We start from the raw sequence: 21,245 nt of genomic DNA, 5'->3' as shown, positions 1-21,245 counted from the left end.
ACGAATCGCGGCTCCGGGCGGCCCACGCGGGCAAGCAGCCGCAGCCAACGCCGGGCCCGGTTCCGGGGCAACCCGCCTGCGGCGCCTACGGCATCGCGAGCGGCAGGCGCACCTCGAACCGGCACCCCGGCCCGTGGTTCTGCACCCCGATCCGCCCCCGGTGCGCCTCGACCAGCCCCTTGGCGATGGCCAGGCCGAGCCCGCCCCCGCTGGTCGTCCCGCCGCGCTCGGGCGTCCGGGCCTGCGTGCCGCGGAACGCGACGTCGAAGACCCGGTTGATCTCGTCGTCCGGGATGCCGCCGCAGGAGTCGTCGACGGCGAGGAGGGCCTCGTCGCCGTCGACGCCGATCTGCACCGCCACCGTCCCGTCGGGCGGGGTGTGCCGGATCGCGTTGGACACCAGGTTGCGCACGATCCGGGCCAGTTCCGGGTCGCTGCCGGTCACCACCGGCCAGGTCGACGCGTTGGCGAGCACCCGGACCCGCTTCCGCTCGGCGACCGGGGCCTGGGCGGCGACAGCGTCGCTCACCACGTCCCGCAGCGGCACCGCGGACATCGTGAGCTCCAGCGCACCCGCGGTGATCCGCGAGAGCTCGAACAGGTCGCCCACCATCGCGGAGAGCCGCCGGGTCTCGCCGCCGATCCGCTGGGCGTAGTCGGCGACCTCGTCGCGTTCGGACACCACGCCGTCGGCCAGTGCCTCGGCCATCGCCTGGATCCCGGCCAGCGGGCTGCGCAGGTCGTGGCTGATCCAGGCGACGAGTTCGCGCCGCGACGCCTCGGCGGCGCGTTCCCGTTCGCGCGCCTCCCGTTCCCATACGCTGCGGCGCGCGATGGCCCGGCCGAGGATGATCGCCGCGGGCACCGTGACCAGCGCGACGAGCAGGCAGACCAGCAGCATCGTGGTCAGGGCCGGGGTGAACATGAAACCGCTGATGCCCAGGACGCCGACCAGCGTGGCGAGCACCGGGATCAGCACCAGCACCGTGAGCGTGGTGGCCAGCGAGCCGCGGCGCAGGACGTACAGCGCCACCCCGCCCAGCGCCGCGACCGGCAGCGAGAACATCAGCGCGAACGGGAGGATGTGCCAGAGGTGCGTGAGCATCTCCGGGAAGGATTCTCCGGACCCGATCAAGGTTGCTCCCGGTCGTAGCGGTAGCCGACGCCCCACACGGTCGCCACCCGGGCCGGCTTGGCCGGGTCGCGCTCGATCTTCTCGCGCAACCGTCGCACGTGGACGGTCACTGTGGACTGGTCGCCGAAGTCCCAGCCCCACACCTTCTCGAGCAGGTCCGATCGCGAGAAGGCGACGCCCGGGTGGGCGAGGAAGAACGCCAGCAGGTCGAACTCGCGGGTGGTGAGCGGCAGTTCGCGGCCGGCGAGGGTCGCGGTCCGCGCCTTCATCTGCAGGCGCAGGTCGCCGTCCACGAGCTCGGCGGCGGCCGGCTCCGGGCGGGGCATCCGGGCGCGGCGCAGCACCGAGGCCACCCGCAGGGCGAGTTCCTTGGGGCTGAACGGTTTGGTCACGTAGTCGTCGGCGCCGAGCTGGAGCCCGGCGATGCGGTTCTCCTCCTCGCCAAGGGCGGTTAGCATGACGATCGGCACCTGGCTGACCTGGCGCAGCCGGCGGCACACCTCGAGGCCGTTGATGCCCGGCATCATGACGTCGAGCACGACCAGGTCGGGTTCGTGGGCGGCGAACTTGGCCAGGCCCTCGCCACCGTCACCGGCCATGTCGACGGTGAACCCGGCCACCTCGAGGTAGCGGCGGACGACGTCACGGACCGTCTCGTCGTCGTCGACCACGAGCACGCGCCCGGCCTGATCGTTCATCACGTCTCCCTCACCAGCCCGTCAGCAGCAGGTGGTTGACGGCCAGCGCCGTCGCCGCCTGCGCGGCCAGCCACCACCGGCGACCGGGCCGCGGCAGCAACGCCGTCAGGGGCAGCAACCACACCCCGAACGGTAGCCAGATCCGCTCGGTCTCCGCCTTCGACAGGCCCGAAACGTCGGCGAAGAGGATGGCGGCCAGGGCGGCGAGGCCGAGCAGGAGCACCGGATCGGTGAGCAGGGCTCGGCGCGGGGACGCGAAACCGCGCCGGACGGCGGCCACGACCGCGGGGCCGAGGGGGACGACGACCGCCGCGAGGTCGGCCCACACCCAGTACGAATAGGGCCGGACCAGCGCGACGCCCTGGTAGTAGCGCTCGACGACCAGGTGGTAGCCGTCGAGCCACCAGAAACCGGCCCAGGCGAAGACGCCCACGACGGCGAGCGCCGCGAGGATCGCCAGTGCCACCGCCCGCCACTGGCGGCCGAGGATGGCGACGGCCACCGCGAGCACGCCCAGCAGCACCAGGCCGTAGGACAGGAAGATCCCGAAGCCGAGCAGCACCCCGGCGGCCAGCCCGGCCGGGACGGCGTACCGGCGGCCGCGGGTGAAGCCCGTCGCGGACAGGGCGAGCAGGGCCAGCCCGGTGGCAGTCACCCCGGCGAACAGGCCGTCCGCGGACACGCCGATCCACACCGCGCCGGGGGTGAGGACGGCGAACGGCAGCACCGCGCGGGCCGCCTCGGGCCGGCCGAGGAGGGCGACCGTGGCCGGCACGGCGACCGCGACCAGGCTGCCGGTGAGCACGACGGCCGTGGCCGCCCAGGCGCCGCCGTGCAGGCCGATCCGGTCCAGCCAGACGAAGACGAGCGTCGCGCCCGGCGGGTGACCGGACACGTGCGTCGTCCACGAATGCGGCTGGAAGTCGAGGATGCGGGAGGAGAACTCGCGCAGCATCCGCGGGATGTCGGTGATCCCGGGGACCTCGTGGAGGTACTCCTGCGGGATGGTGAGCCGCCCGGCGAACCCGCGCGCCCAGCCGTCGACCATGGCCAGGGAGAAGATCCAGGCGAGCGAGGCCAGGTAGCCGACGCCGAGCGCGCGGCGCCACGGCAGGCGGGCGGCCAGTGCCGGGCCGTGCAGCACCACCGCGACCGCCACGAGCACGGCGAACACCGAGCCCGGGCCGACGTGCGGCAGCCAGTCGGCGAACAACGGCGGCGCGGACACGAAGATGATCACGCCGGAGTGCGGCCGGTTGTAGTACAGGCCGACCGCGGTGGCCGCGGCGACGAGCAGCACCGCCGCGGCGACCGCGACGAGGTCGGCGCGGCGGCCGCGGACCGGGGCTTCGGGTTCACGGGCAGGCGGCTCGGCGAGCCGGGCTGCCGTTTTCGGCTCGCTCATCGCCGCCAACCGTAGGGCCACGGCGGGCGGTCCGCGCCCCGGGAACGGCAGCCGTAACGACGCGGTAAGAACTCGTCGAACGTCATGATTCGGTAAGCGCCGCAAGGGTTCTGCGTCGCTCACGTCCGGACTTACGGTCGGCGCCGTGACTGACTTGGAAGTGGACGTCGTCCTCCCCTGCCTCGACGAAGCGGCGGCGCTGCCGGGCGTGCTGGCCGGCCTGCCGCCGGGCTACCGCGCGATCGTGGTCGACAACGGTTCGTCCGACGGCTCCCCCGAAGTGGCGGCCTCGCTCGGCGCGAAGGTCGTCCACGAACCGCGCCGCGGGTACGGCGCGGCCGTGCACGCGGGCCTGGAAGCCGCGACCGCGGACATCGTGTGCTTCGCCGACGCCGACGGGTCACTGGCCCTCGCCGACCTGCCGCGGCTGGTGACCGCGGTCGGGCAGGGCGCGGACCTGGCCGTCGGCCGCCGGGTGCCGACCGGGCCGGGAGTGTGGCCGTGGCACGCCAGAGCGGGCAACATCGTGCTGGCGCTGCTGTTGCGCAGCCGTGGCCTCCCGGTGCGGGACATCGCGCCCCTGCGCGCCGCGGACCGGCGGGCCCTGCTCGGCCTCGGCGTTGCCGACCGGGCGTTCGGCTACCCGCTGGAGCTGCTGATCAAGGCCCAGCGGGCCGGGTGGCAGGTGCGCGAGTTCGACGTCCGGTACGGCGAGCGCGCCCGTGGCACGAAGTCGAAGGTGTCCGGGTCCGTGCGGGGGACGCTGCGCGCGGTCCGCGACTTCGGGCGGGTGCTGGCCCGATGACGCCTCCGTTCGTCCTGCTGGTCGTGGCCAAGGCACCGGTACCCGGCCTCGCGAAGACCCGGCTCTGCCCACCCGCGACGCCGGCCCAGGCGGCCGGGATCGCCGCGGCGGCGCTGCTCGACACGCTCGACGCCGTCTGCGCGGTACCCGGGGCCTTGCCCGTGGTCGCGATGACCGGCGACCTCGGTGCCGCCGCCCGGGGTGCCGAGATCGGAACGGCGCTGCGGGGCGCGACCGTCATCCCGCAGCGCGGCTGGGACTTCGGCGCCCGGCTGGCGAACGCCCACGCCGATGCCGCCGCGGTCCACACCGGCCTGCCGATCCTCCAGATCGGCATGGACACGCCGCAGGTCACGCCCGAATCCCTGGCCGCGGCGGCCGCACCGGTCCTGCACCACGGCCACGACTCCGTGCTCGGACCGGCCGCGGACGGCGGCTGGTGGGCGCTGGGCCTCGCCGAACCGCGGCACGCGCAAGTCCTCGCGGGCGTCCCGATGTCCCGCGACGACACCGGCGAGCGCACCCTGCGCGCCCTCACGGCGAGCGGACTCCGGCCGGCGCGGGCCGCCGAACTGTCCGATGTGGACACCATGGTGGACGCCCGCGCGGTGGCGGCGGCGTGCCCGGGCGGCCGGTTCGCCCGCGCCGTCGCGGCCGTCGGCGGACAGGCGGTGGCGTGATGACGGCCCCGGTGACCACCGGCCACGAGTTCGACCACGGCCTGCTCGGCCACCGGTGCTGGCTCGAGCTGGCGAACGGCGAGCGGATCGAGCTGGCGGTGGAACGCTGGGCGGAACCGTCCGCGGGCGACGACGTCCTGCTCGACGCGTGTTCCGGGCCCACCATCGACCTCGGGTGCGGGCCCGGGCGGCTGACCGCGGCGCTGGCCGGGCGCGGGGTCGTCGCGCTCGGCGTGGACAGCTCGCACACGGCCGTCGGCCTGACTCGACGTCGGGGTGGAATCGCGTTGCAGCGCAACATCTTCGACCCCCTGCCCGGCGAAGGGCGGTGGCGGCACGCCCTGCTCGCGGACGGCAACATCGGCATCGGCGGCGACCCGGCCACGCTGCTGCGGCGCACCGCCCGGCTGCTCGCCCCCGGCGGTGACGTCCTCGTCGAGCTGGAGCCGCCCGGGCAGGGGCTGCGGCACGAGCGCGTCCGGCTCCGGCCCGGTCACGCCGACGTCGCCTGGTTCACCTGGGCCTGGGTGGGGGTGGACGCGATCGCCGAGGTCGCCGTGCGTGCCGGCCTGCGCGTCGACTGGACCACCCGCCACGGGCACCGCTGGTTCGCGCGATTGGAGCGACCGTGAAACTCCCGATCCCGGCGGAGGAACAGTTCCGGGCCGCCGCCCACCACGAACGCGTGACGTCGAAAATCGGCCTGGCCCTCGCCGTCACGTTCACGACGTGCTTCGTCACCGGCTTGCTCAGCCACCTGATCCAGCACCCGCCAGGGTGGTTCTTCTGGCCCAGCCGCCCGATCGGGCTGTACCGCGTCACCCAGGGGCTGCACGTGATCTCGGGCGTGGCGTCGATCCCGTTGCTGCTGGCGAAACTGTGGAGCGTCTACCCGAAGCTGTTCGGCAGGCCGCTCGTCCGCTCGCTGCCGCACGCCCTGGAGCGGCTGTCGATCCTGGTGCTGTCCGGGGCGGCGTTCTTCGAGCTGACGACCGGGCTGCTGAACGTCGCGCAGAACTACCCGTGGGGCTTCTACTTCCCGCAGGTGCACTACGCGGTCGCGTGGCTGGCGATCGGCTCGATCCTGGTGCACGTCGCGGTGAAGCTGCCGATCATCCGCCGGGCGCTGAGCCGGACCGCCCCGGTCGAGGAAAGGCCGACCGAGGGGCTTTCGCGACGGGGTTTCCTCCTGACCACCGGGCTGGCGACCGGCGTCGCGGTCGTGGCCACCGCGGGCGCCACGGTCCCGTTCCTGCGCGGCGTCTCCGCCCTGTCCTGGAGGACCGGCAAGGGCACCCAGCAGCTCCCGGTGAACCGCACGGCGACAGCCGCGGGCGTCACGTGGTCGCCGGACTGGCGGCTCTCGGTGGTGACCCCGCGCGGCACGGCGAAGTTCTCGCTCGACGAGCTGCGTGCCCTGCCGCAGACGACGGCCGAACTCCCGATCGCCTGTGTGGAGGGCTGGAGCCAGTCGGCGACCTGGCGCGGGATCTCCCTGCCCACGCTGCTGAAAGCCGCCGGCGCGGCCCCGGGCACGGCGGTCCGGGTGTCCTCTTCGGAGCGTGGCGGGCTGTACGGCGTCAGCGTGCTCCCCGGCGAGCACACAGCCGACGAGCTGACCCTGCTGGCCCTGGAGCTGAACGGCGAGGTCCTCGCGCCCGACCACGGGTTCCCGTGCCGGATCATCGCGCCGAACCGTCCCGGCGTGCTGCAGACGAAGTGGGTCACGAAACTGGAGGCGCTGTGAAGACCGCTCGTGCGCTCCTCGCGCTGCCGGGCCTGGCGGCGCTGGCGTGGGGTGTGGTGCTGTTCGCCGAGTACGCGCTGCCGCTGCGGCCCGACGTCTTCGGGACGGTCGGCTGGATCATCGGCGGCCCGATCCTCAACGACGCGGTCATCGCCCCGCTGACGGCGGTGCTCGGCTTCGCCCTCTCCCGCCTCCTCCCGCCCCGCTGGCGCACCCCGGTGGTCGCGGGCACGGTCATCACGGCCGCGCTGGCCATCCTGGCGTTCCCGCTCCTCTGGCGCCCGTACGGAACCCCACCGATGCCCGGCCTCCACGACACGAACCCAGCCCCCGGCCTGGCCGCAACCCTGGCAGTGGTCTGGCTAGCGGTAGCCCTGACGGCCCTCCGCCCCCGCCGCAATGCCCCACCAATCACACGTGATGCCCCACCAATCACGCGAGATACCCCACCACACACACGAGACACGCCCCCAATCACGCGAGACACGCCCCCAAGCACACGCGAAACGTCTCCAATCACGCGAGAGACCCCACCTGGCACCCCAACCGCCCCGCCAAACACGCGAACCGACCCCCCAGGCACGCCAACCGACCCCCCAGGCACGCCAACCGACCCCCCAGGCACGCCAACCGACCCCCCAGGCACGCCAACCGACCCCCCAGGCACGCCAACCGACCCTCCAGGCACGCCAGCCGACCGCCCGGCTCCCTGACCCAGGGCACAAATGCGGCCACGCGCGACCAGCATCGAATGCCTGGTCGCGCGTGGCCTTGTGGGTCCGGCCCCGAAAACGGGGGTCGAGCCGAAGTTGGTCTCGGCCGCGCCAGGGCGGCCGAGCGTCTGGATCAGTTGGGCTGGACGGGCTGGCCGCCGAAGGTCACCTCGACCGTGCGGCCGTCAGCGAGGGTGAACGTCGCCTTCTCGTCCGGTGCGCGGGTGCGGACCGCCGCGACCAGCGTGTCGGCCGAGTCGATCGGACGCTCGTCGATCTTGGTGACGACGTCGCCCGCCTTCAGGCCGGCCTTCTCCGCCGGGCTGCCGGGCTTGATCGCGCCGAGCTCAGCGCCGCCCTGCGGGGCGTCCTTGACCTCGGCGCCGATGTAGGTCTGCACCGCCTGGCCGGTCTTGATGATCGTGTCCGCGGTGCGGCGGGCCTGGTCGATCGGGATGGCGAAGCCGATGCCGACGTTGCCGCCTTCGGACGCGCCCTGGCCCTGGCCGCCCGACTGCGGGCTGTAGATCGCCGAGTTGATGCCGATGACCTGGCCGGCCATGTTCGCCAGCGGACCACCCGAGTTGCCCGGGTTGATCGCCGCGTCGGTCTGGACCGCGTCCATCACCGTGGTCTGGTCGCCGCTGCTGCCGCCGGCGCGCACCGGGCGGTGCAGCGAGCTGACGATGCCCGACGTCACCGTGCCGGCCAGCTCGAACGGCGAGCCGATGGCGACCACCGACTGGCCGACCCGCAGGTCGTCGGACCGGCCGAGCTCCACCGGGGTCAGGTTGCCGACGCCGTTGACCTTGACGACGGCGATGTCGGTCGTCGGGTCGCGGCCGATGATCTTGGCGGGGGCCTTCTTGCCGTCCTGGAACACCGCCTGGATCTGGCCGCCGTTCGCGCCGACCTCGACGACGTGGTTGTTCGTCAGGATGTAGCCGTCGGTGCTGATCACGAACCCGGAGCCTTCGCCTGCTCCCTGCTGGCCGCTGACCTGCAGCTCAACCACGCTCGGCGACAGCTTCTGCGCGACGGACTCGACCGAGCCGGCGGGCGCGTTGCCCGTCTGCTGGGCCGGCTTCGGCGCGTCGAGCGCGTTGCTGGCCGGGCCGGACGAGCCGGCGGTGAAGTACCCGACCGTCCCGCCCGCGATCCCGCCGACCAGCAGCGCGACCAGCGCGACGCCGGCGAGCAGCTTCCCGCCGGAGCGCTTGGGCTCCGGCGCGGCGGCCACCGGGTAGCCGCCGGTGGCGGGCTGCCCGTACGGGTTCGGCGGCGGGTAGACGCTCTGCTGGGTCTGGCCGGACGGCATCTGCGCACCCTGGGCGGACCACGGGTTCGCGGTCTGCCCGCTGTACGCCGGATCGGCCCCGGTCACCGCGTGGTAGGACGGCTCGGAGTACTGCGGCGCACCGCCGGACTCGGGCTGGGCCTGCTCACCGTACGGGTTCCCCGCCCAGCCGCCCTGTGCCGGCTGCTGGCCGGTCTGGGGGTGCCGCGGCGCCGCGGGGTCGTGCGCGCTGGGGTCGTTCTCGGTCATGTCCTCACCTTGCGCGATGGTCCTGAGAGGTTCCTGAGCCGAACCTGTGCATCGCAGATGAGTATGGCCGCTCAGCCCGCCGCGCGGAGCCGTTCCGCGATTTGCTCCGGCGTCGCGTCGTTGATCCACACCGCCATGCCCGATTCGGACCCCGCCAGGTACTTCAGCTTGTCCTTCGCGCGCAGCACGGAGAACAGTTCCAGGTGGAGCCAGCCCAGCTCGCGGTCGCGGTGCACCGGTGCCTGGTGCCACGCGGCGATGTAGGGCAACGGCCGGTCGTACAGCGCGTCGCAGCGGCGCAGCACGTCGAGGTAGACGGCGGCGAAGTCGTCACGCTCGGCGTCGGTCAGCGCGGGGATGTCCGGGACCTGCCGGTGCGGCACGATCTGGACCTGGACCGGCCAGCGCGCCGCCGGCGGCACGTACGCCGTCCAGTGCTCGCCGGAGGTCACCACGCGCGCGCCCGACTTGCGTTCGGCCGCGAGCACGTCGCCGAGCACCGGGCGGCCGTGCTCGGCCTGGTAGGCGCGGGCGACGTCGAGCATCCGCTCGGTCTTCGGCGTCACGAACGGGTAGCCATAGATCTGCCCGTGCGGGTGCGAGAGCGTGACGCCGATTTCCTCGCCGCGGTTCTCGAAAGGGAAGACCTGCTCGACGCCGGGCACCGCGGACAGGCCGGTCGTGCGGTCCGCCCACGCGTCCACCACGGCCCGCACCTGCTCGACACTCAGCTGCGCGAAGGAACCGTCGTGGTTGCTGGTGAAGCAGACCACCTCGCAGCGGCCACGGCCGGGCCGCACCGGCACCAGCCCGAGACCATCCACAGTGGACGGCTCACCGACAACATCCTCGGCGAACGAGGGGAACCGGTTCTCGAAGACGACGACGTCGTAATCGCTTTCCGGGATCTCGCTCGGTTTGCCGGGCTTGCTCGGGCACAGCGGGCAAAGGTCAGCCGGCGGCTTGTAGGTCCGCGTCTGCCGGTGCGCGGCCATCGCGACCCACTCGCCGGTCAGCGGGTCCAGCCGGATCTCCGACGCGGCCGAAACCGGCGGCAGGTCACGGGTGTCCTCGGCGACGCGATCGGGCGCGCCGGGCTGGTCGAAGTAGATGATCTCCCGGCCGTCGGCCAGGTGTCGTACGGTGCGCTTCACGCTTCTTGGGCCTCGTCCGTCTCCGCCGTCTCGGCGATCATGAGTTCTCCCGCCCGTTCGGCGAGAACTTCCTTGGCCTCGTCGGGAATGCCGTCATCGGTGACGACGACGTCGGCCTCGTCCAGGTCGGCGATCGTCGAGATCCCGACGGTGCCCCACTTCGTGTGGTCGGCGAGCACGACCAGCTTGCGCCCGGCCTCGACCAGCGCGCGGTCGGTCTCGCTCTCGGTGAGGTTCGGCGTCGTGAAGCCCGGCCCGTCGGCCATCCCGTGCACGCCGAGGAACACGACGTCCAGGTGCAGCGACCGCAGGCTGTGCACGGCGACCGGCCCGACCAGCGCGTCCGACGGCGTCCGCACCCCGCCGGTGAGCACGACGGTGCGATCCGGCTGCGTCGACCCGCGGAGCACGTCGGCGACCTGGATCGAGTTGGTCACGATGGTGAGCCCGGGGATGGCGTCGAGCGCCCGCGCCAGGGTCCACGTGGTGGTGCCGGCGGAGATGCCGATCGCGGTGCCGGGCCGGACCAGGGTCGAGGCGAGCTCGGCGATGGCTTCCTTCTGCGCCCGCTGGCGCACGGACTTGGCCTCGAAGCCGGGTTCGTCGGTGCTCTTGCCGACGACCGAGGTGGCCCCGCCGTACACCTTCTCGACGAGCCCCCGCCCGGCGAGGACGTCGAGGTCGCGGCGCACCGTCATGTCGGACACGCCCAGCCTGGTCACGAGGTCACTCACCCGGACCGCACCGGTCCGGCGGGCCTCTTCCAGGATCACCGCCTGTCGCTGACGCGCCAGCACCGTTCACTCCGTCCGTCGCACCCCAACCACACAAAATCCTACACGATTCAACACAGGATTCGCAGGAACAGGATGGGTGAACTTCGAAAGACCAGGTCACAGCAGGATCGGCAGCACCACGCCCCACGCGAACAACACCACCACAGGCAGCCCGAGCGCAACCCGCCACGCACGAGGCACCTCATCCGCGGTGACGACCGCCGCGACCGCGTAACCCCCACCGACCGCGGCCGAGACCAGGGGGAACGGCCATTTCCCCAGGTCGACGACCGTGGTCAGCAGCGCGAGGGTGACGAACGGCCCGACCACGGCAACGGGCCAGGCCGGGCGAAGGCGAGCCAGCGCCATGAGACCCCACGCCACCGCCGTTCCGGTGGAGAACATGATCGGCACGGCCAGCGCGGCGACGTAAAAGCACGCCGGACCGCTGCACAGCTCCAACGGCGAGAACGCCTTCAGGACCAGCGTCGCGAGCGCACCGGCCACGGCGGCGGCGAGGCAACGGTGAACCAGCTCCCGCGGTGCCATCCGCCGATCCTGGCCGACGCCGTCTCGGATCACCTGGATCAGCCGGGCGCGCCCGGCAGCCGGATCGTCATCAACGCGCCGCCTTCGGGCGCCCGCGAGGCGTACACCGCCCCGCCGTGCCGCTCGGCCGCGTGCTTCACGATCGCCAGGCCGAGGCCCGAACCGGGCAGCGTTCGCGCCTCCGACGAGCGGTAGAAGCGGTCGAACACCTTCGGCAGGTCCTCTTCGGCGATGCCCGGCCCGGCGTCGGCCACCTCGACCACGGCGGTGCCGTCGCCGAGCGGGTAGAGCCGCACCCAGACCGTCGCGTCGGGCGGCGAGAACTTCACCGCGTTGTCGAGGAGGTTGAGCACCGCGCGCTCCAGCGAGCTGTTGTCGCCGGTGAGCACCCACGGCTGCAGCGAGACGTCGAAGTTGATCTCGCCCGCGCGCCGCCGCGCCCGGTCCAGCGCCCGCTCGACGACGTCCAGGAGCTCGACGCGCTCGAAGCGCTCGCGCGGCTCGTCCTGGCGGGCGAGCTCGACCAGGTCGCCGATGAGCTGCGTCAGCTCGTCGAGCTGCCCGCTGATGTCGGCGATGATGTCGACGCGGTCTTCGTCCCGCAGCGGCGGCGCGCCCGGCTTGCTGGCGGCCAGCAGCAGCTCGAGGTTGGTGCGCAGCGACGTCAACGGCGTCCGCAGCTCGTGCCCGGCGTCCGCGACCAGCTGGCGCTGGCGTTCCTGCGAGTCGGCGACCGTCCCGAGCATGGTGTTGAACGTCTGGGTGAGGCGCGCGAGCTCGTCGTCGCCGCTGACCGGGATGGGCCGCAGGTCGCCGGTCTTGGCGACGCGCTCGGCGGCCGACGTCAGCCGGTCGACCGGGCGCAGGCCGGCGCGCGCCACCGCGGTGCCCGCCGCGGCGGCGACCAGGATGCCCGCCCCGCCGATCAGGAAGAGCACCAGCGCGAGCTCGTTCAGCGTGCGCTTGGTCGGGCCCATCGACTGGGCCAGCACGATGGCCTCGCCGTGCCCGTTCGGCAGCGCGACGACGCGGCTGTCGGACCGGAAGTCCGTCCGCAGCGACTCCGCCGAATCGCCGTTCGCGACGGCGAGCTCGTCCTGGCCGAACGGCGGCGGCGAGCTGGAGATCGGGTAGGTCATCACGGCGTGCTGGACGTCGGGCGCGGCGTTCAGCTGCCCGATCTGCAGGTCGGCGCTGGCCAGGAAGGCGCCGGGGACCTGCCGCAGCTCGGTCTGCACCTGCGGCGAGTCGGCGGCCGCCCGCGCGCGGGCCATCAGGCTGTCGTCGAGCTGCTCGTAGAGGTTGCTGCGCACGACCATGTACGCGCCGATCGACACCAGCGCGACGGCGCCGGCGACACAGGCGGCGGCGAGCAGCGTCACCCGGCCGCGCAGCGAGAACCGGCGGGCTCCCCAGCGCGTGCCGCGGGGGTCGCCGGGTTCGGTCACGGCGGGGTTTCCCTCAGGACGTAACCCACTCCCCGCACCGTGTGGATCAGCCTCGGCTCCCCCTCGGCCTCCGTCTTGCGGCGCAAGTAGCCGACGTAGACCTCCAGCGCGTTGCCCGACGTCGGGAAGTCGTAACCCCATACTTCCTCCAGGATCCGACCACGCGTGAGGACGTGCTTCGGGTAGGAAAGGAACAGTTCCAGCAGCGCGAACTCGGTCCGGGTCAGGCTGATCTCGCGGCCGCCGCGGCGGACCTCCCGCGTGCCGGGATCCAGTGTCAGGTCCGCGAAGGACAGGACCTCCGACGCCTGGCCGTTCTGGCCCTCCGGCATGGCGCGGCGCAGCAGCGCCCGCAGCCGGGCGAGCAGCTCCTCCAGCGCGAAGGGCTTCGGCAGGTAGTCGTCGGCGCCGGCGTCCAGCCCGGACACCCGGTCGGAGACGGTGTCGCGCGCGGTGAGCACGAGGATCGGCAGGTCATCACCGGTGCTGCGCAGGCGGCGGGCGACCTCGAGACCGTCGAGCCGGGGCATCATGACGTCCAGCACCATCGCGTCGGGCCGGTCGGCGATGATCGCCTCCAGGGCCTGCGCACCGTCACTGGCCAGCTGGACCTGGTAGCCGTTGAACTCCAGGGACCGCCGGAGCGACTCACGGACGGCGCGGTCGTCGTCCACCACAAGGATGCGCATGGCGCTAGTTTTACGCAGCGTGCTGAGACCCGCCTAAGAACACACGCAGAACTCACAAAGGATTTCTCACTCGGGACCCCGCGCGACCGGCGCGTTCCAGTGCCGCCAGAGCGCGATCATCCTGACGGAGACCACGACAGCGGCGGCGACGAGGGTCACCGGCCCCTCCGGAAGTTGCACAGCGTGACCGACGGCGACGAGCGCCGAGCCGGCCAGCGCGGCCACGGCGTAGATCTCCTTCCGCAGGACGAGCGGGATTTCCCGGAGCAGCAGATCCCGCACGGCCCCGCCGCCGATGCCGGTCGTCATCCCGATCAGACACGCGGCGTAGACGGTGGCGCCGGCGTTGAGCGCGATGGTCGTCCCGGCGGTGGCGAAGACGCCGAGGCCGAGCGCGTCCGCGAGCAGAACGCCCCGCCGCAGCCGCGCGACCTGCGGGTGGAAGACGAAGACGACCAGCGCGGTCCCGGCGCAGACGGCCAGGTAGGGCCAGTTCCGCAGCGTCGTGGGCGGGTGGATGCCGAGCAGAACGTCCCGGATGACCCCGCCGCCGAGCGCGGTGGTGAGGCCCACCACAACGACGCCGAAGACATCGAGCCGCGCCCGCACCGCGGCGAGCGCCCCGGACGCGGCGAAGGCGACGAGCCCGACGAACTCCAGCGCCGTGAGCAGCATCTACTGGTCGAGCAGCCCACCGCGGTAGGCCAGCAGCGCGGCCTGCACCCGGTTCGCGGCCCCGATCTTGGAGAGCACGGCGGAGACGTACCCCTTGACGGTGGCCTCGGACAGGTGCAGCCGCCCGCCGATCTCGGCATTGGACAGCCCCTGCCCGATCAGCGCGACGACCTCCCGTTCCCGTTCGGACAGCGACGCGAGCAGCTTCCGAGCGGGCTGAGCGGCGCGTTGTTCGTCCCGGTGCGACTGAACCATCCGCGCGGCCACCCCCGGGTCCAGCACGGCACCCCCGCGCGCCAGGTCCCTGACGGCCCTGAGCAGCGCGGCCGGGTCGATGTCCTTGAGCAGGAACCCGTTGGCCCCGAGCCGCAGCGCGAGGCTGACGTATTCGTCGATGTCGAAGGTGGTCAGCATCGCGACGGTGGGCGGGTCCGGGAGGGCGAGGATGGCCCGGAGAGCACGAATGCCGTCGTCAGGGGCCCGCATCTTGATGTCGAGCAGGGCAACATCGGGGTGATACCGCCGGGCGACCTCCACCGCGGATCTGCCGTCGCTCGCCTCGCCCACGATCTCGATGTCCTGGGCCCCGGACATCATCGCGCGCAGTCCCGAGCGCACCAGTTCCTCGTCGTCGGCGAACATGAGCTTGATCAACGAAGCCCTCCGCAACAGCCGGTGGGAGCGGCTCCCCGCGTCCCGTTAACGAAGGTTACCTACTGTTGTTCAGCAGTTCGAAACCAGACACGACCAGGTGAGGCACTGGTCCGTCCAGGTCAGGTCGGGTGGGCGGTCCGGCAGGGTGTATCCGCGATGTGGGAGACCGGTGAGAACCACTCACCTGGGTGACGACGAGAGTCGGGTCGCCCCACCTGCCAAGAGCAACGGCCGCCCGCTAAGCTGGGTCGGCAGCAGCAGGCCCTCGTAGCTCAGGGGATAGAGCACCGCTCTCCTAAAGCGGGTGTCGCAGGTTCGAATCCTGCCGGGGGCACCGTGGGTGACCGTCGTAGAGAGGTGTCCCGTCAACGGCACAGAACCGGTGACGGGCTCCATTGGCCGAATTCATGCGACTAAATGCGCCAGTATTCACATTGTCGCCGGGTCCACCTGTGGTCAACAGTCGCGCACTACTGCCACATGAACACTTCACCCCACAACATGACATCAGCACGCCCTCTGCACCCGAGACCTTGGACAGCTCACCGAACCTTGAACACCCGGTGAACTTATCGCAGCACTGGCCTCATGATGCGCAACAATGGACTATGAAGTTCCATCGATCACGCTGCGTACGTAATCCACCCGCCCTTGAACCGCCACACGAAATGCCCGCCCGGTCGCCATGGCAAGTGGTTCGCTATAGCTTACCTGCCCAGACTCGTCGACCTTAGTCGTAATGAACCAGCCCGCCTGATAAATACCGTCAGCCATAAACCTGCGGATCATCTCTTGATAGCGTTCACTATAGGACATTCCAGCAAAGACAGGATCAGTCGGAAAAAGGGCCTTGACACTCCGGTTTCGCTTTTCGGTTTCTTCCGTTTCCTGCAAGATGAAGACGTAGCCCAACCATGGAGGAACCTCCCCGTAGGCCTGGGCCTTCTTCTGAGCGGCCCACGTGTCAGCGCCAGATCCGAGCGCCTCTTCGAATCTATTATTTATATTCTTACCTACACTGCCAACCTGACTCTTGAATTCTATCGCAGCAACAAGTGAACCTTTATAGCGAATGGCCATATCCCACTTTTTTCGCGCACGAAAATGCCCCGGCAGGAAAGGTTCGTACACGATAGTGTCACGCGACACTCCAGCTTCCATGAATATGTCCGCAACCAAATCGCGGACTCCGTTCATGTGACCCGCAGCTCGCGCAGCGCCGCCAGCGAGACCACCATCAGCCAGGGCAGCCCTTTGATCTGCTCGCTTGGACCAAAAGAGCGCGACTGCAACTTGCGTAGGATCTTCATCGAATTCACGGTCACTCAACAATAAACTCCTTTGAATGGGTTGCACATTCAATAAAATTTGACGCTCGCCACCCGTTGCGGAAAGCTTCGCGAATAGTAAAGGTCCGCGCATTTTTTGCGCATTCCAGCTACTCGTCGCGTAGAGCTTGGATCGCGAACTTGACCCGGGCCTCGATCTGAGTTGCCAGCGTCTCGGCTGTCGCAGTCGGGATCGGCTCGGAGTGACCGACGGTGCCATCGCCGTTGAGCCAGGTGATGAGCATCCACCCCGCGTCGTAGACCTTCTGCGAGATGAGCCTCTCAAGCGCGATAGCGTACTGGCTAGCATACGTCATGATTTGGAACGCGGGATCGTCAAGAGGGAAACGAATCTTCGCCTTCTGCGCAGGCGTCAATCGGATGGGCTCACCGCTCTCCGCGTCTCGGTTGAACGTCATACACCACGCCGCCCAGACCCCGAGATTGCCGAACGCACCCGTCAGCTCCTGTACGGCTTTCGCGTCAACGGCGCTGCCGATCGCTTCTTCGATGCGGTTGTTCGCGTTGTTGCCCGAACTCGAAGCCTGTGATTTCAGCTCTACAACGCCCACCAAGTGCCCCTTGTGCTTTGCAACCACGTCCCAGTTTTTTGAGCGGCGGTAGTAGCCCGGGACAACACTGTCCACAGTGACGTCCGACTCGGTGAGTCCTGCGTCCACAAACATCTGCCTGACAAACATTGCGATGCTCTGCATGTGTCGTGCATCGCGCGCCTGCGCGCCGGTCGCCGACCTGCCATCCGCGGCAAGCCGGGCAACGGCGTCCTTTTTAGCCTTCCACCAGTTGACGAGGAGGGGTTCAACATCACGCGTCATGGTTAGGTACCGTATCGGTTAGCTCGTACTCAAGGATGTCGATTCCGTAAGCTCGTGCCGCGGCCGAGGTTGCAGCTTCGACATCGCGTACTCGGAAGGCACGACGCAGATCGTCAGCAAGTTCGCCGGAGATCGCGGTAGGCGCCGGCACGCGGATCTTCTTCAAGTACTGAGCTTGGAACCGCAGTGTTCCGCCCCGCATCCGTACACAGTATGCTTCGATGAAGGCCTGCGCGATCCGCGACAGCAGGATCCCGCCGAGCACTTCCATGTCCCACGTCTCCGAAACGACGTAATAGAGGTTGTGGTGAGGGTAGTGGCCACCCCGCTCCAGAACCGGATGGATATGCGCCTTCATATCCTGCAGCAGAAGCTTCGGCCTGTCGATGATCGAGGCGTTCACTTTGTCGATGGTGCGATGCCAACGATCGGGATTCTTCTTCGCAACAAATCGATCTTTGATTGCCGGGTGCGCGCTCAGGTGGGCGGCGAGGCGTGGGTAGTCGGCAAGATCGACAAGGTTGCCGTCGGCGTCCCATGGGTTCACCAGGTAGTTGCCCTGCCACTCGAACGAGCCCGACATGAGGTCTCGCCGCATTGATAGCGGCAGCATTCGATCCGGCTCCGCCGCATCAGCATCCTTGGTGACATAGGCCTTGTCGGCACCCGTGGCGATCCCGATGGAGACGCGAGTACCGGTGGCCTCGTCGTGCAGCGAGGCAAAGCCGTCGTTGAGGCGCTCGATCAGGGCGAGCCGCGCCGGCGAACCAGTGGGCCACATTTCGCCGGGCGGAAACCAGTGCGGGAGGCGGTGGGCACGAACACCATCGTCGGTGAAGTGCGTCAGCGATTCATCTCGCGACCACTTGGCCAGCGCCTGTGCCGAGGACTCGCCGAAAGCGGCAGTGGTCTCCGCGACGACCGACGTGCCCTGCGGTTCATTGGCCAGCACCGTGATCGCCGGGTACGCAGAAACGGCGGACTCGAACGCGTCGACATCGTGCATGGTCCACACGTGTTGGACCGAATACCGAGAGGACACCAGGTCGCGTAAGACCACGCCGTACTGGTTACGCATCCAGCGATCGGCGCAGATGAAGCCCACTCTGCCACCGGGTTTCAGCATCGCAAGGCATCGCTCGTAGAAGCCCACGTAGATGTCTCCGCGGCCCTTCATGGTGGTCCAGGCACGGCGATACTCAGTCGCCGTGTCCGCGTCGAGGTCGTCGTAACGGATGTACGGAGGGTTACCGATGGCGACATCGGCGGGCAGGCCGTCGACGCCAGGCAGCAGGAAGTCCTGATGACGGACCCAGGTCTTCGCGAGAGTAATGGCTATGTCACCGGGCAGACCTGCGGCAGCGAGCAAGTCGTGGCAGACCCGGCGAGCGGTCTTGACATGCTCCGACTGCAGGTCATATGCACGGACGGCATCGCCGAGCAGCGCAAGGTCCCGACCTTGAGATCGTGCTGAGGAGATCAGGCGTTCGACCGCCGGGCCGAGGAACGCCCCGGATCCGCACGACGGTTCGAGCAGGTGCAACGCGCCAAGGTCTCGATCGGCGGTGTAGCCGGTGATATCAAGCAGAACGTCGACAACCCAACGGCGAGTGAAAATCTCGCCGTAGTTGGCTGTCGGCGTGGGAGCGGTCAGGGTCACTCCGCCACTCTAGAGACGACCACCGACGGTTCTGAGGCCGACACGACAGAGAGGGTATCCCAGCTGCCTACCGCGTGAAGGGCCCTGCCGAGGGGCTGACGATGGTCTAGCACCAGGTGGTGCAGGCTGCATCACGACGATCCAAACTCACTACTTTGTGTAATCACGTCATTACAATATGCCTTGAGCTCCGCGCGCGTGCAGCAGGCCTGACGCCAGCTCACTCGTAGGTTCAAGCTGTGACCTGGCTCTCGCCAGGTCTGCACGGAGCGGACGAACTGAATAGAGCGGTATGCCCAAGCATGGAACTCAGCCAGCCTTGTTGGACCACAAGCCGATCACGGGTGAGTTTCACGAGATCAATCAACTGCTCGTCGATGAGCTGTTCTCATAGGCTCTCATTATGTCGGATTCGTGTTCGAGGACGAAGACCCTCCGAGGGCCAACCTCAAGTTGCTGCCGGCCGCAGTGCTCGAAGTGATGCAGACGAACCACATCGCCGGCCCCCATGCGGACATCAACCAAGCTACTGCGCTCGCCGCCGCGGAGACTAGCGACGGGGTGTCTGACGTGAATCAGTCACGTCCTTCGAGCTGGCAGGAGTGGGTTGCGGAAAGTGCCCGGCTTGCTGCCCTGCCATCCCCTCGGCGCAGTGATCAGGTGCGGCGGGGCACGGGGACCCGAAATTTGTGCTAGAAGACTTCCTGACCACCTGCGGGAAGCGAAGTCACCTTTCGAGGCGGCGGTAACGTCGCACTGGACCTGAATTGGGCGGCTCAGCTGGTGTACGCAGTCGGCAAAACGATGCTGACTTGCCACGTCCTGAACGTCTTACCGGAGCCTTGAATGATCTACATGATGAAGTCGGTTCCATCTTGAGGCCTGAGGTCGACACGTGTGATGAAGCGCCGTTTATAGTCGACGAACAAGTACGGCAGGACCAACCTCCGTGAGCTGACTCATAACCAGCTCATACCAGCGGTGCCTGTTCAGGCCGTGGTGGGCGGTCGCTGGGGCAGCTCGCCACGGTTGGCCTCGGAGCGGGGCCAGTTCGGTCAGGACGCCTCCGAGCTCGGTGAAGAAGTCGTCTCGCGCGGGACGGGTGCCGAGCCAGCTCATCGGCAATTCGATCGCGAACAGACCACGACCACCCGAGGTCGCTCGAAGCCGTTCGCCACCGAGCCGGAGGTCCGTCTGGGCGAAGGCCTACACGCCGGCACTTATTGCCCACCTTGGACCGAGTTTCCTTCATCTGCCCACCGAGCCCCGTACACCAGGCCTGGCGTCAGGTGGCGGAACTGCAGGTGGACCTCCCCCGCCCCGTCCACCTGCAGTGTCCGTCCCCGGTACCTCGGGTCCGGTACGTCCCTCTCGAACGCGCCGTCCAAGGCCAGGACCTCCGGCGGCCCTTCCTTCCCCAGCCGCAGCCGTAAATCGAATACCTCGCACCGGTGCCGCGGGACGTACACCAGGTGTGACTGCGGCTCCAGCGGGAACACCGCCGCGAACTCCCGTGACTCCCCGCGAGCCAGCGGAGCCGCCAGTAATGCCTTTCCCGATGCCAGCGTTCCGCCGTACAGCACCATCCCCTCGACCGCACTGGCAGCCAGGTCGAACGACCTCACGCCGTCCTGGTCGGCCACCACCCGGTGCTGCTCGAACACGCACGACTCCTCGGCCACCAACGCCAGCGTCAACGATGCCGTGTGCCAGCGGCCTGAGGAATTCTCCGACGCGCTCGACAGGGCCAGCTCCGCCAGCAGGTCTATCGCCTCGTCGACGCGGCGGCGGACCGTTCGCGGGTCGCGGTCGACGCGCGAAGCCGCCCACAGCACCCTCTCCTGGTACAGCGGCTGGCGGGCCTCCGGTGTGATCGCGAAGGCCGCCAGGGCCGCCAGACGCAGGTCCTCCGGCAACTGCAGCGACAGCTCCGTCAACCGGGCTGACACCTTGTCGCGGGTCGGCACCATTCCGTCGGACTCCGACACCCCGCAGGCCGCCCTCAGACACGGGCCGATGCGGTCCGGCAGCCTGCTCGCCTGCAGGCCGCGGCCCTTCCGCAACGTCTTCAGCTCCCGGACCAGCTCAGCGCGCTCCACCGGCTTCTCCCTCAGTGAGTCTCCATGGCAACCCCCTTTTGGACAGGGTGCGGTCGGCCGGTGGACGGGAAGTGGACAGAACGTGCATCACCGAGGCGATCAAAGCCGTTCCCATCCGGATGCCGTCGCGGCCCAGGTACGCGCGGAACGTTCCGATGCGGCCCAGTGCCTCCTGGTCCGCGTCGCCGAGGCCGAACGTCACCACCCGGGGGCAGAACGGCCACGCCGGGTCCACCAGGGCGGCGAACGCGCGCGGCCACGTCACCGGGTCCGTCGGCTGGCCGTCGGACAGGAAGAACACCAGGGGGCGGTGGACCTGCAGGCGGTGACGCCGCAGGATCACGACGTCGCGGTCGATCTCGGTGCGGAGGAACGTGAACAGCGGGCCGAAGTTCGTACCCGCGCACGGGCCCGGTTGTGGCAGCTCAGCGAGGTCGTCCATCGGCAGCAGTGACTGGACCACCTGCGGCCGGTCGCCGAATCCCACCACGCTGCAGAACACGCGGCCGGCCACCGAGGCGTCCGCGTGGACGGCGCCGCGGAACTCGCGCAGCCCGGTGTTCAGCTCGTCGAGGTGGTCGGTCATCGACAGCGAGACATCGCAGGCCACGTAACACGGCAACACGTCGGACCCCATACCGGTTTCTC

20 protein-coding genes and 1 tRNA gene are annotated in these 21,245 nt (G+C 69.6%); 5 read left to right on the top strand and 16 right to left on the bottom strand.

Going from position 1 to position 21,245, the window contains the following annotated elements; genetic code table 11:
• Window positions 1-85: 85 nt before the first annotated feature.
• The 3 genes from ABZX11_RS13140 to ABZX11_RS13130 are packed head-to-tail and all read right to left on the bottom strand — an operon-like array spanning window position 86 to window position 3,238.
• On the bottom strand, window positions 86-1,135 hold the full coding sequence (locus ABZX11_RS13140; RefSeq protein ID WP_354912814.1) for a HAMP domain-containing sensor histidine kinase: 1,050 nt from the start codon (window positions 1,133-1,135) through the stop codon (window positions 86-88).
• The gene (locus ABZX11_RS13135; protein ID WP_176174732.1) at window positions 1,132-1,833 is read right to left on the bottom strand and encodes a response regulator transcription factor; all 702 of its coding nucleotides are present in this window, start codon (window positions 1,831-1,833) and stop codon (window positions 1,132-1,134) included. The genes ABZX11_RS13140 and ABZX11_RS13135 overlap by 4 nt, the downstream gene beginning before the upstream one ends.
• Window positions 1,834-1,843: 10 nt before the next feature.
• The gene (locus ABZX11_RS13130) at window positions 1,844-3,238 is read right to left on the bottom strand and encodes a hypothetical protein (RefSeq protein ID WP_354912812.1); all 1,395 of its coding nucleotides are present in this window, start codon (window positions 3,236-3,238) and stop codon (window positions 1,844-1,846) included.
• 160 nt (window positions 3,239-3,398) lie between these two features.
• Between ABZX11_RS13130 and ABZX11_RS13125 the strand changes: the two genes are divergently transcribed.
• From ABZX11_RS13125 to ABZX11_RS13110, 4 genes are read left to right on the top strand one after another with little or no spacing between them, the layout of a single operon-like run.
• The gene (locus ABZX11_RS13125; protein WP_354913108.1) at window positions 3,399-4,043 is read left to right on the top strand and encodes a glycosyltransferase family 2 protein; all 645 of its coding nucleotides are present in this window, start codon (window positions 3,399-3,401) and stop codon (window positions 4,041-4,043) included.
• Window positions 4,040-4,723, top strand: coding sequence for a DUF2064 domain-containing protein (locus ABZX11_RS13120; protein ID WP_354912810.1), 684 nt, complete (start codon window positions 4,040-4,042; stop codon window positions 4,721-4,723). Before ABZX11_RS13125 ends, ABZX11_RS13120 begins: the two co-directional genes overlap by 4 nt.
• Window positions 4,723-5,355, top strand: coding sequence for a class I SAM-dependent methyltransferase (locus ABZX11_RS13115; protein ID WP_354912808.1), 633 nt, complete (start codon window positions 4,723-4,725; stop codon window positions 5,353-5,355). Before ABZX11_RS13120 ends, ABZX11_RS13115 begins: the two co-directional genes overlap by 1 nt.
• Window positions 5,352-6,470 (top strand): molybdopterin-dependent oxidoreductase, encoded by a 1,119-nt coding sequence (locus ABZX11_RS13110; protein ID WP_354912806.1) that lies wholly within the window; start codon window positions 5,352-5,354, stop codon window positions 6,468-6,470. The genes ABZX11_RS13115 and ABZX11_RS13110 overlap by 4 nt, the downstream gene beginning before the upstream one ends.
• 846 nt (window positions 6,471-7,316) lie before the next feature.
• Here ABZX11_RS13110 and ABZX11_RS13105 read toward each other — a convergent pair.
• The 8 genes from ABZX11_RS13105 to ABZX11_RS13070 all read right to left on the bottom strand — a co-directional run bounded on the left by ABZX11_RS13105 (window position 7,317) and on the right by ABZX11_RS13070 (window position 14,674).
• Complete coding sequence (locus ABZX11_RS13105; protein ID WP_354912804.1) at window positions 7,317-8,729, bottom strand: trypsin-like peptidase domain-containing protein; 1,413 nt, start codon at window positions 8,727-8,729, stop codon at window positions 7,317-7,319.
• 71 nt (window positions 8,730-8,800) lie between these two features.
• A complete protein-coding gene (gene galT / locus ABZX11_RS13100) occupies window positions 8,801-9,883 on the bottom strand; it encodes a galactose-1-phosphate uridylyltransferase (RefSeq protein WP_176174724.1) in 1,083 nt (360 codons plus the stop codon).
• Window positions 9,880-10,680 carry a DeoR/GlpR family DNA-binding transcription regulator gene (locus tag ABZX11_RS13095; RefSeq protein ID WP_176174723.1) on the bottom strand — a complete coding sequence of 267 codons (801 nt, stop codon included), beginning with the start codon at window positions 10,678-10,680 and terminating at the stop codon, window positions 9,880-9,882. Before ABZX11_RS13095 ends, galT begins: the two co-directional genes overlap by 4 nt.
• 96 nt (window positions 10,681-10,776) lie before the next feature.
• Complete coding sequence (locus ABZX11_RS13090) at window positions 10,777-11,208, bottom strand: hypothetical protein (protein WP_354912802.1); 432 nt, start codon at window positions 11,206-11,208, stop codon at window positions 10,777-10,779.
• Window positions 11,209-11,246: 38 nt separating this feature from the next.
• Window positions 11,247-12,656: a HAMP domain-containing sensor histidine kinase gene (locus ABZX11_RS13085; protein ID WP_176174721.1), complete on the bottom strand. Its 1,410-nt coding sequence runs from the start codon at window positions 12,654-12,656 to the stop codon at window positions 11,247-11,249.
• On the bottom strand, window positions 12,653-13,345 hold the full coding sequence (locus ABZX11_RS13080) for a response regulator transcription factor (RefSeq protein WP_176174720.1): 693 nt from the start codon (window positions 13,343-13,345) through the stop codon (window positions 12,653-12,655). The genes ABZX11_RS13085 and ABZX11_RS13080 overlap by 4 nt, the downstream gene beginning before the upstream one ends.
• A 66-nt stretch (window positions 13,346-13,411) precedes the next feature.
• On the bottom strand, window positions 13,412-14,020 hold the full coding sequence (locus ABZX11_RS13075; protein ID WP_176174719.1) for a TRIC cation channel family protein: 609 nt from the start codon (window positions 14,018-14,020) through the stop codon (window positions 13,412-13,414).
• A complete protein-coding gene (locus tag ABZX11_RS13070; protein WP_003087851.1) occupies window positions 14,021-14,674 on the bottom strand; it encodes a response regulator transcription factor in 654 nt (217 codons plus the stop codon). It lies immediately after the preceding gene.
• A gap of 261 nt (window positions 14,675-14,935) precedes the next feature.
• Here ABZX11_RS13070 and ABZX11_RS13065 point away from each other — a divergent pair.
• Window positions 14,936-15,008, top strand: a tRNA-Arg gene (locus ABZX11_RS13065).
• Window positions 15,009-15,280: 272 nt separating this feature from the next.
• Here the strand turns inward: ABZX11_RS13065 and ABZX11_RS13060 are convergent.
• The 5 genes from ABZX11_RS13060 to ABZX11_RS13040 form a co-directional block, all read right to left on the bottom strand.
• Window positions 15,281-16,003 carry a PaeR7I family type II restriction endonuclease gene (locus ABZX11_RS13060; protein ID WP_354912799.1) on the bottom strand — a complete coding sequence of 241 codons (723 nt, stop codon included), beginning with the start codon at window positions 16,001-16,003 and terminating at the stop codon, window positions 15,281-15,283.
• 109 nt (window positions 16,004-16,112) lie between these two features.
• Entirely contained in the window at window positions 16,113-16,838 is a 726-nt protein-coding gene (locus tag ABZX11_RS13055) for a PaeR7I family type II restriction endonuclease (RefSeq protein WP_354912797.1), read from the bottom strand.
• Window positions 16,828-18,498 carry an Eco57I restriction-modification methylase domain-containing protein gene (locus tag ABZX11_RS13050; RefSeq protein ID WP_176174716.1) on the bottom strand — a complete coding sequence of 557 codons (1,671 nt, stop codon included), beginning with the start codon at window positions 18,496-18,498 and terminating at the stop codon, window positions 16,828-16,830. Before ABZX11_RS13050 ends, ABZX11_RS13055 begins: the two co-directional genes overlap by 11 nt.
• 1,220 nt (window positions 18,499-19,718) lie before the next feature.
• Window positions 19,719-20,597 carry a hypothetical protein gene (locus ABZX11_RS13045; protein ID WP_354912794.1) on the bottom strand — a complete coding sequence of 293 codons (879 nt, stop codon included), beginning with the start codon at window positions 20,595-20,597 and terminating at the stop codon, window positions 19,719-19,721.
• Window positions 20,584-21,234, bottom strand: coding sequence for a hypothetical protein (locus ABZX11_RS13040; RefSeq protein WP_176174714.1), 651 nt, complete (start codon window positions 21,232-21,234; stop codon window positions 20,584-20,586). Before ABZX11_RS13040 ends, ABZX11_RS13045 begins: the two co-directional genes overlap by 14 nt.
• Between the last annotated feature and the right edge of the window lie 11 nt (window positions 21,235-21,245).

This window comes from Amycolatopsis sp. NPDC004169, from assembly GCF_040610315.1.
Lineage (GTDB): Bacteria > Actinomycetota > Actinomycetes > Mycobacteriales > Pseudonocardiaceae > Amycolatopsis.
The sequence above is the reverse complement of the archived record's forward strand: the minus strand, read 5'-3'. Positions and strand labels throughout refer to the sequence as shown.

Bases quoted from the DNA above. Each gene is read 5' to 3' on its own strand.
- ABZX11_RS13135 (WP_176174732.1), bottom strand. From the start codon at position 1,833: ATGAACGATCAGGCCGGGCGCGTGCTCGTGGTCGACGACGACGAGACG.
- ABZX11_RS13130 (WP_354912812.1), bottom strand. From the start codon at position 3,238: ATGAGCGAGCCGAAAACGGCAGCCCGGCTCGCCGAGCCGCCTGCCCGT.
- ABZX11_RS13120 (WP_354912810.1), top strand. From the start codon at position 4,040: ATGACGCCTCCGTTCGTCCTGCTGGTCGTGGCCAAGGCACCGGTACCC.
- ABZX11_RS13115 (WP_354912808.1), top strand. From the start codon at position 4,723: ATGACGGCCCCGGTGACCACCGGCCACGAGTTCGACCACGGCCTGCTC.
- ABZX11_RS13105 (WP_354912804.1), bottom strand. From the start codon at position 8,729: ATGACCGAGAACGACCCCAGCGCGCACGACCCCGCGGCGCCGCGGCAC.
- ABZX11_RS13090 (WP_354912802.1), bottom strand. From the start codon at position 11,208: ATGGCACCGCGGGAGCTGGTTCACCGTTGCCTCGCCGCCGCCGTGGCC.
- ABZX11_RS13080 (WP_176174720.1), bottom strand. From the start codon at position 13,345: ATGCGCATCCTTGTGGTGGACGACGACCGCGCCGTCCGTGAGTCGCTC.
- ABZX11_RS13075 (WP_176174719.1), bottom strand. From the start codon at position 14,020: ATGCTGCTCACGGCGCTGGAGTTCGTCGGGCTCGTCGCCTTCGCCGCG.
- ABZX11_RS13055 (WP_354912797.1), bottom strand. From the start codon at position 16,838: ATGACGCGTGATGTTGAACCCCTCCTCGTCAACTGGTGGAAGGCTAAA.
- ABZX11_RS13040 (WP_176174714.1), bottom strand. From the start codon at position 21,234: ATGGGGTCCGACGTGTTGCCGTGTTACGTGGCCTGCGATGTCTCGCTG.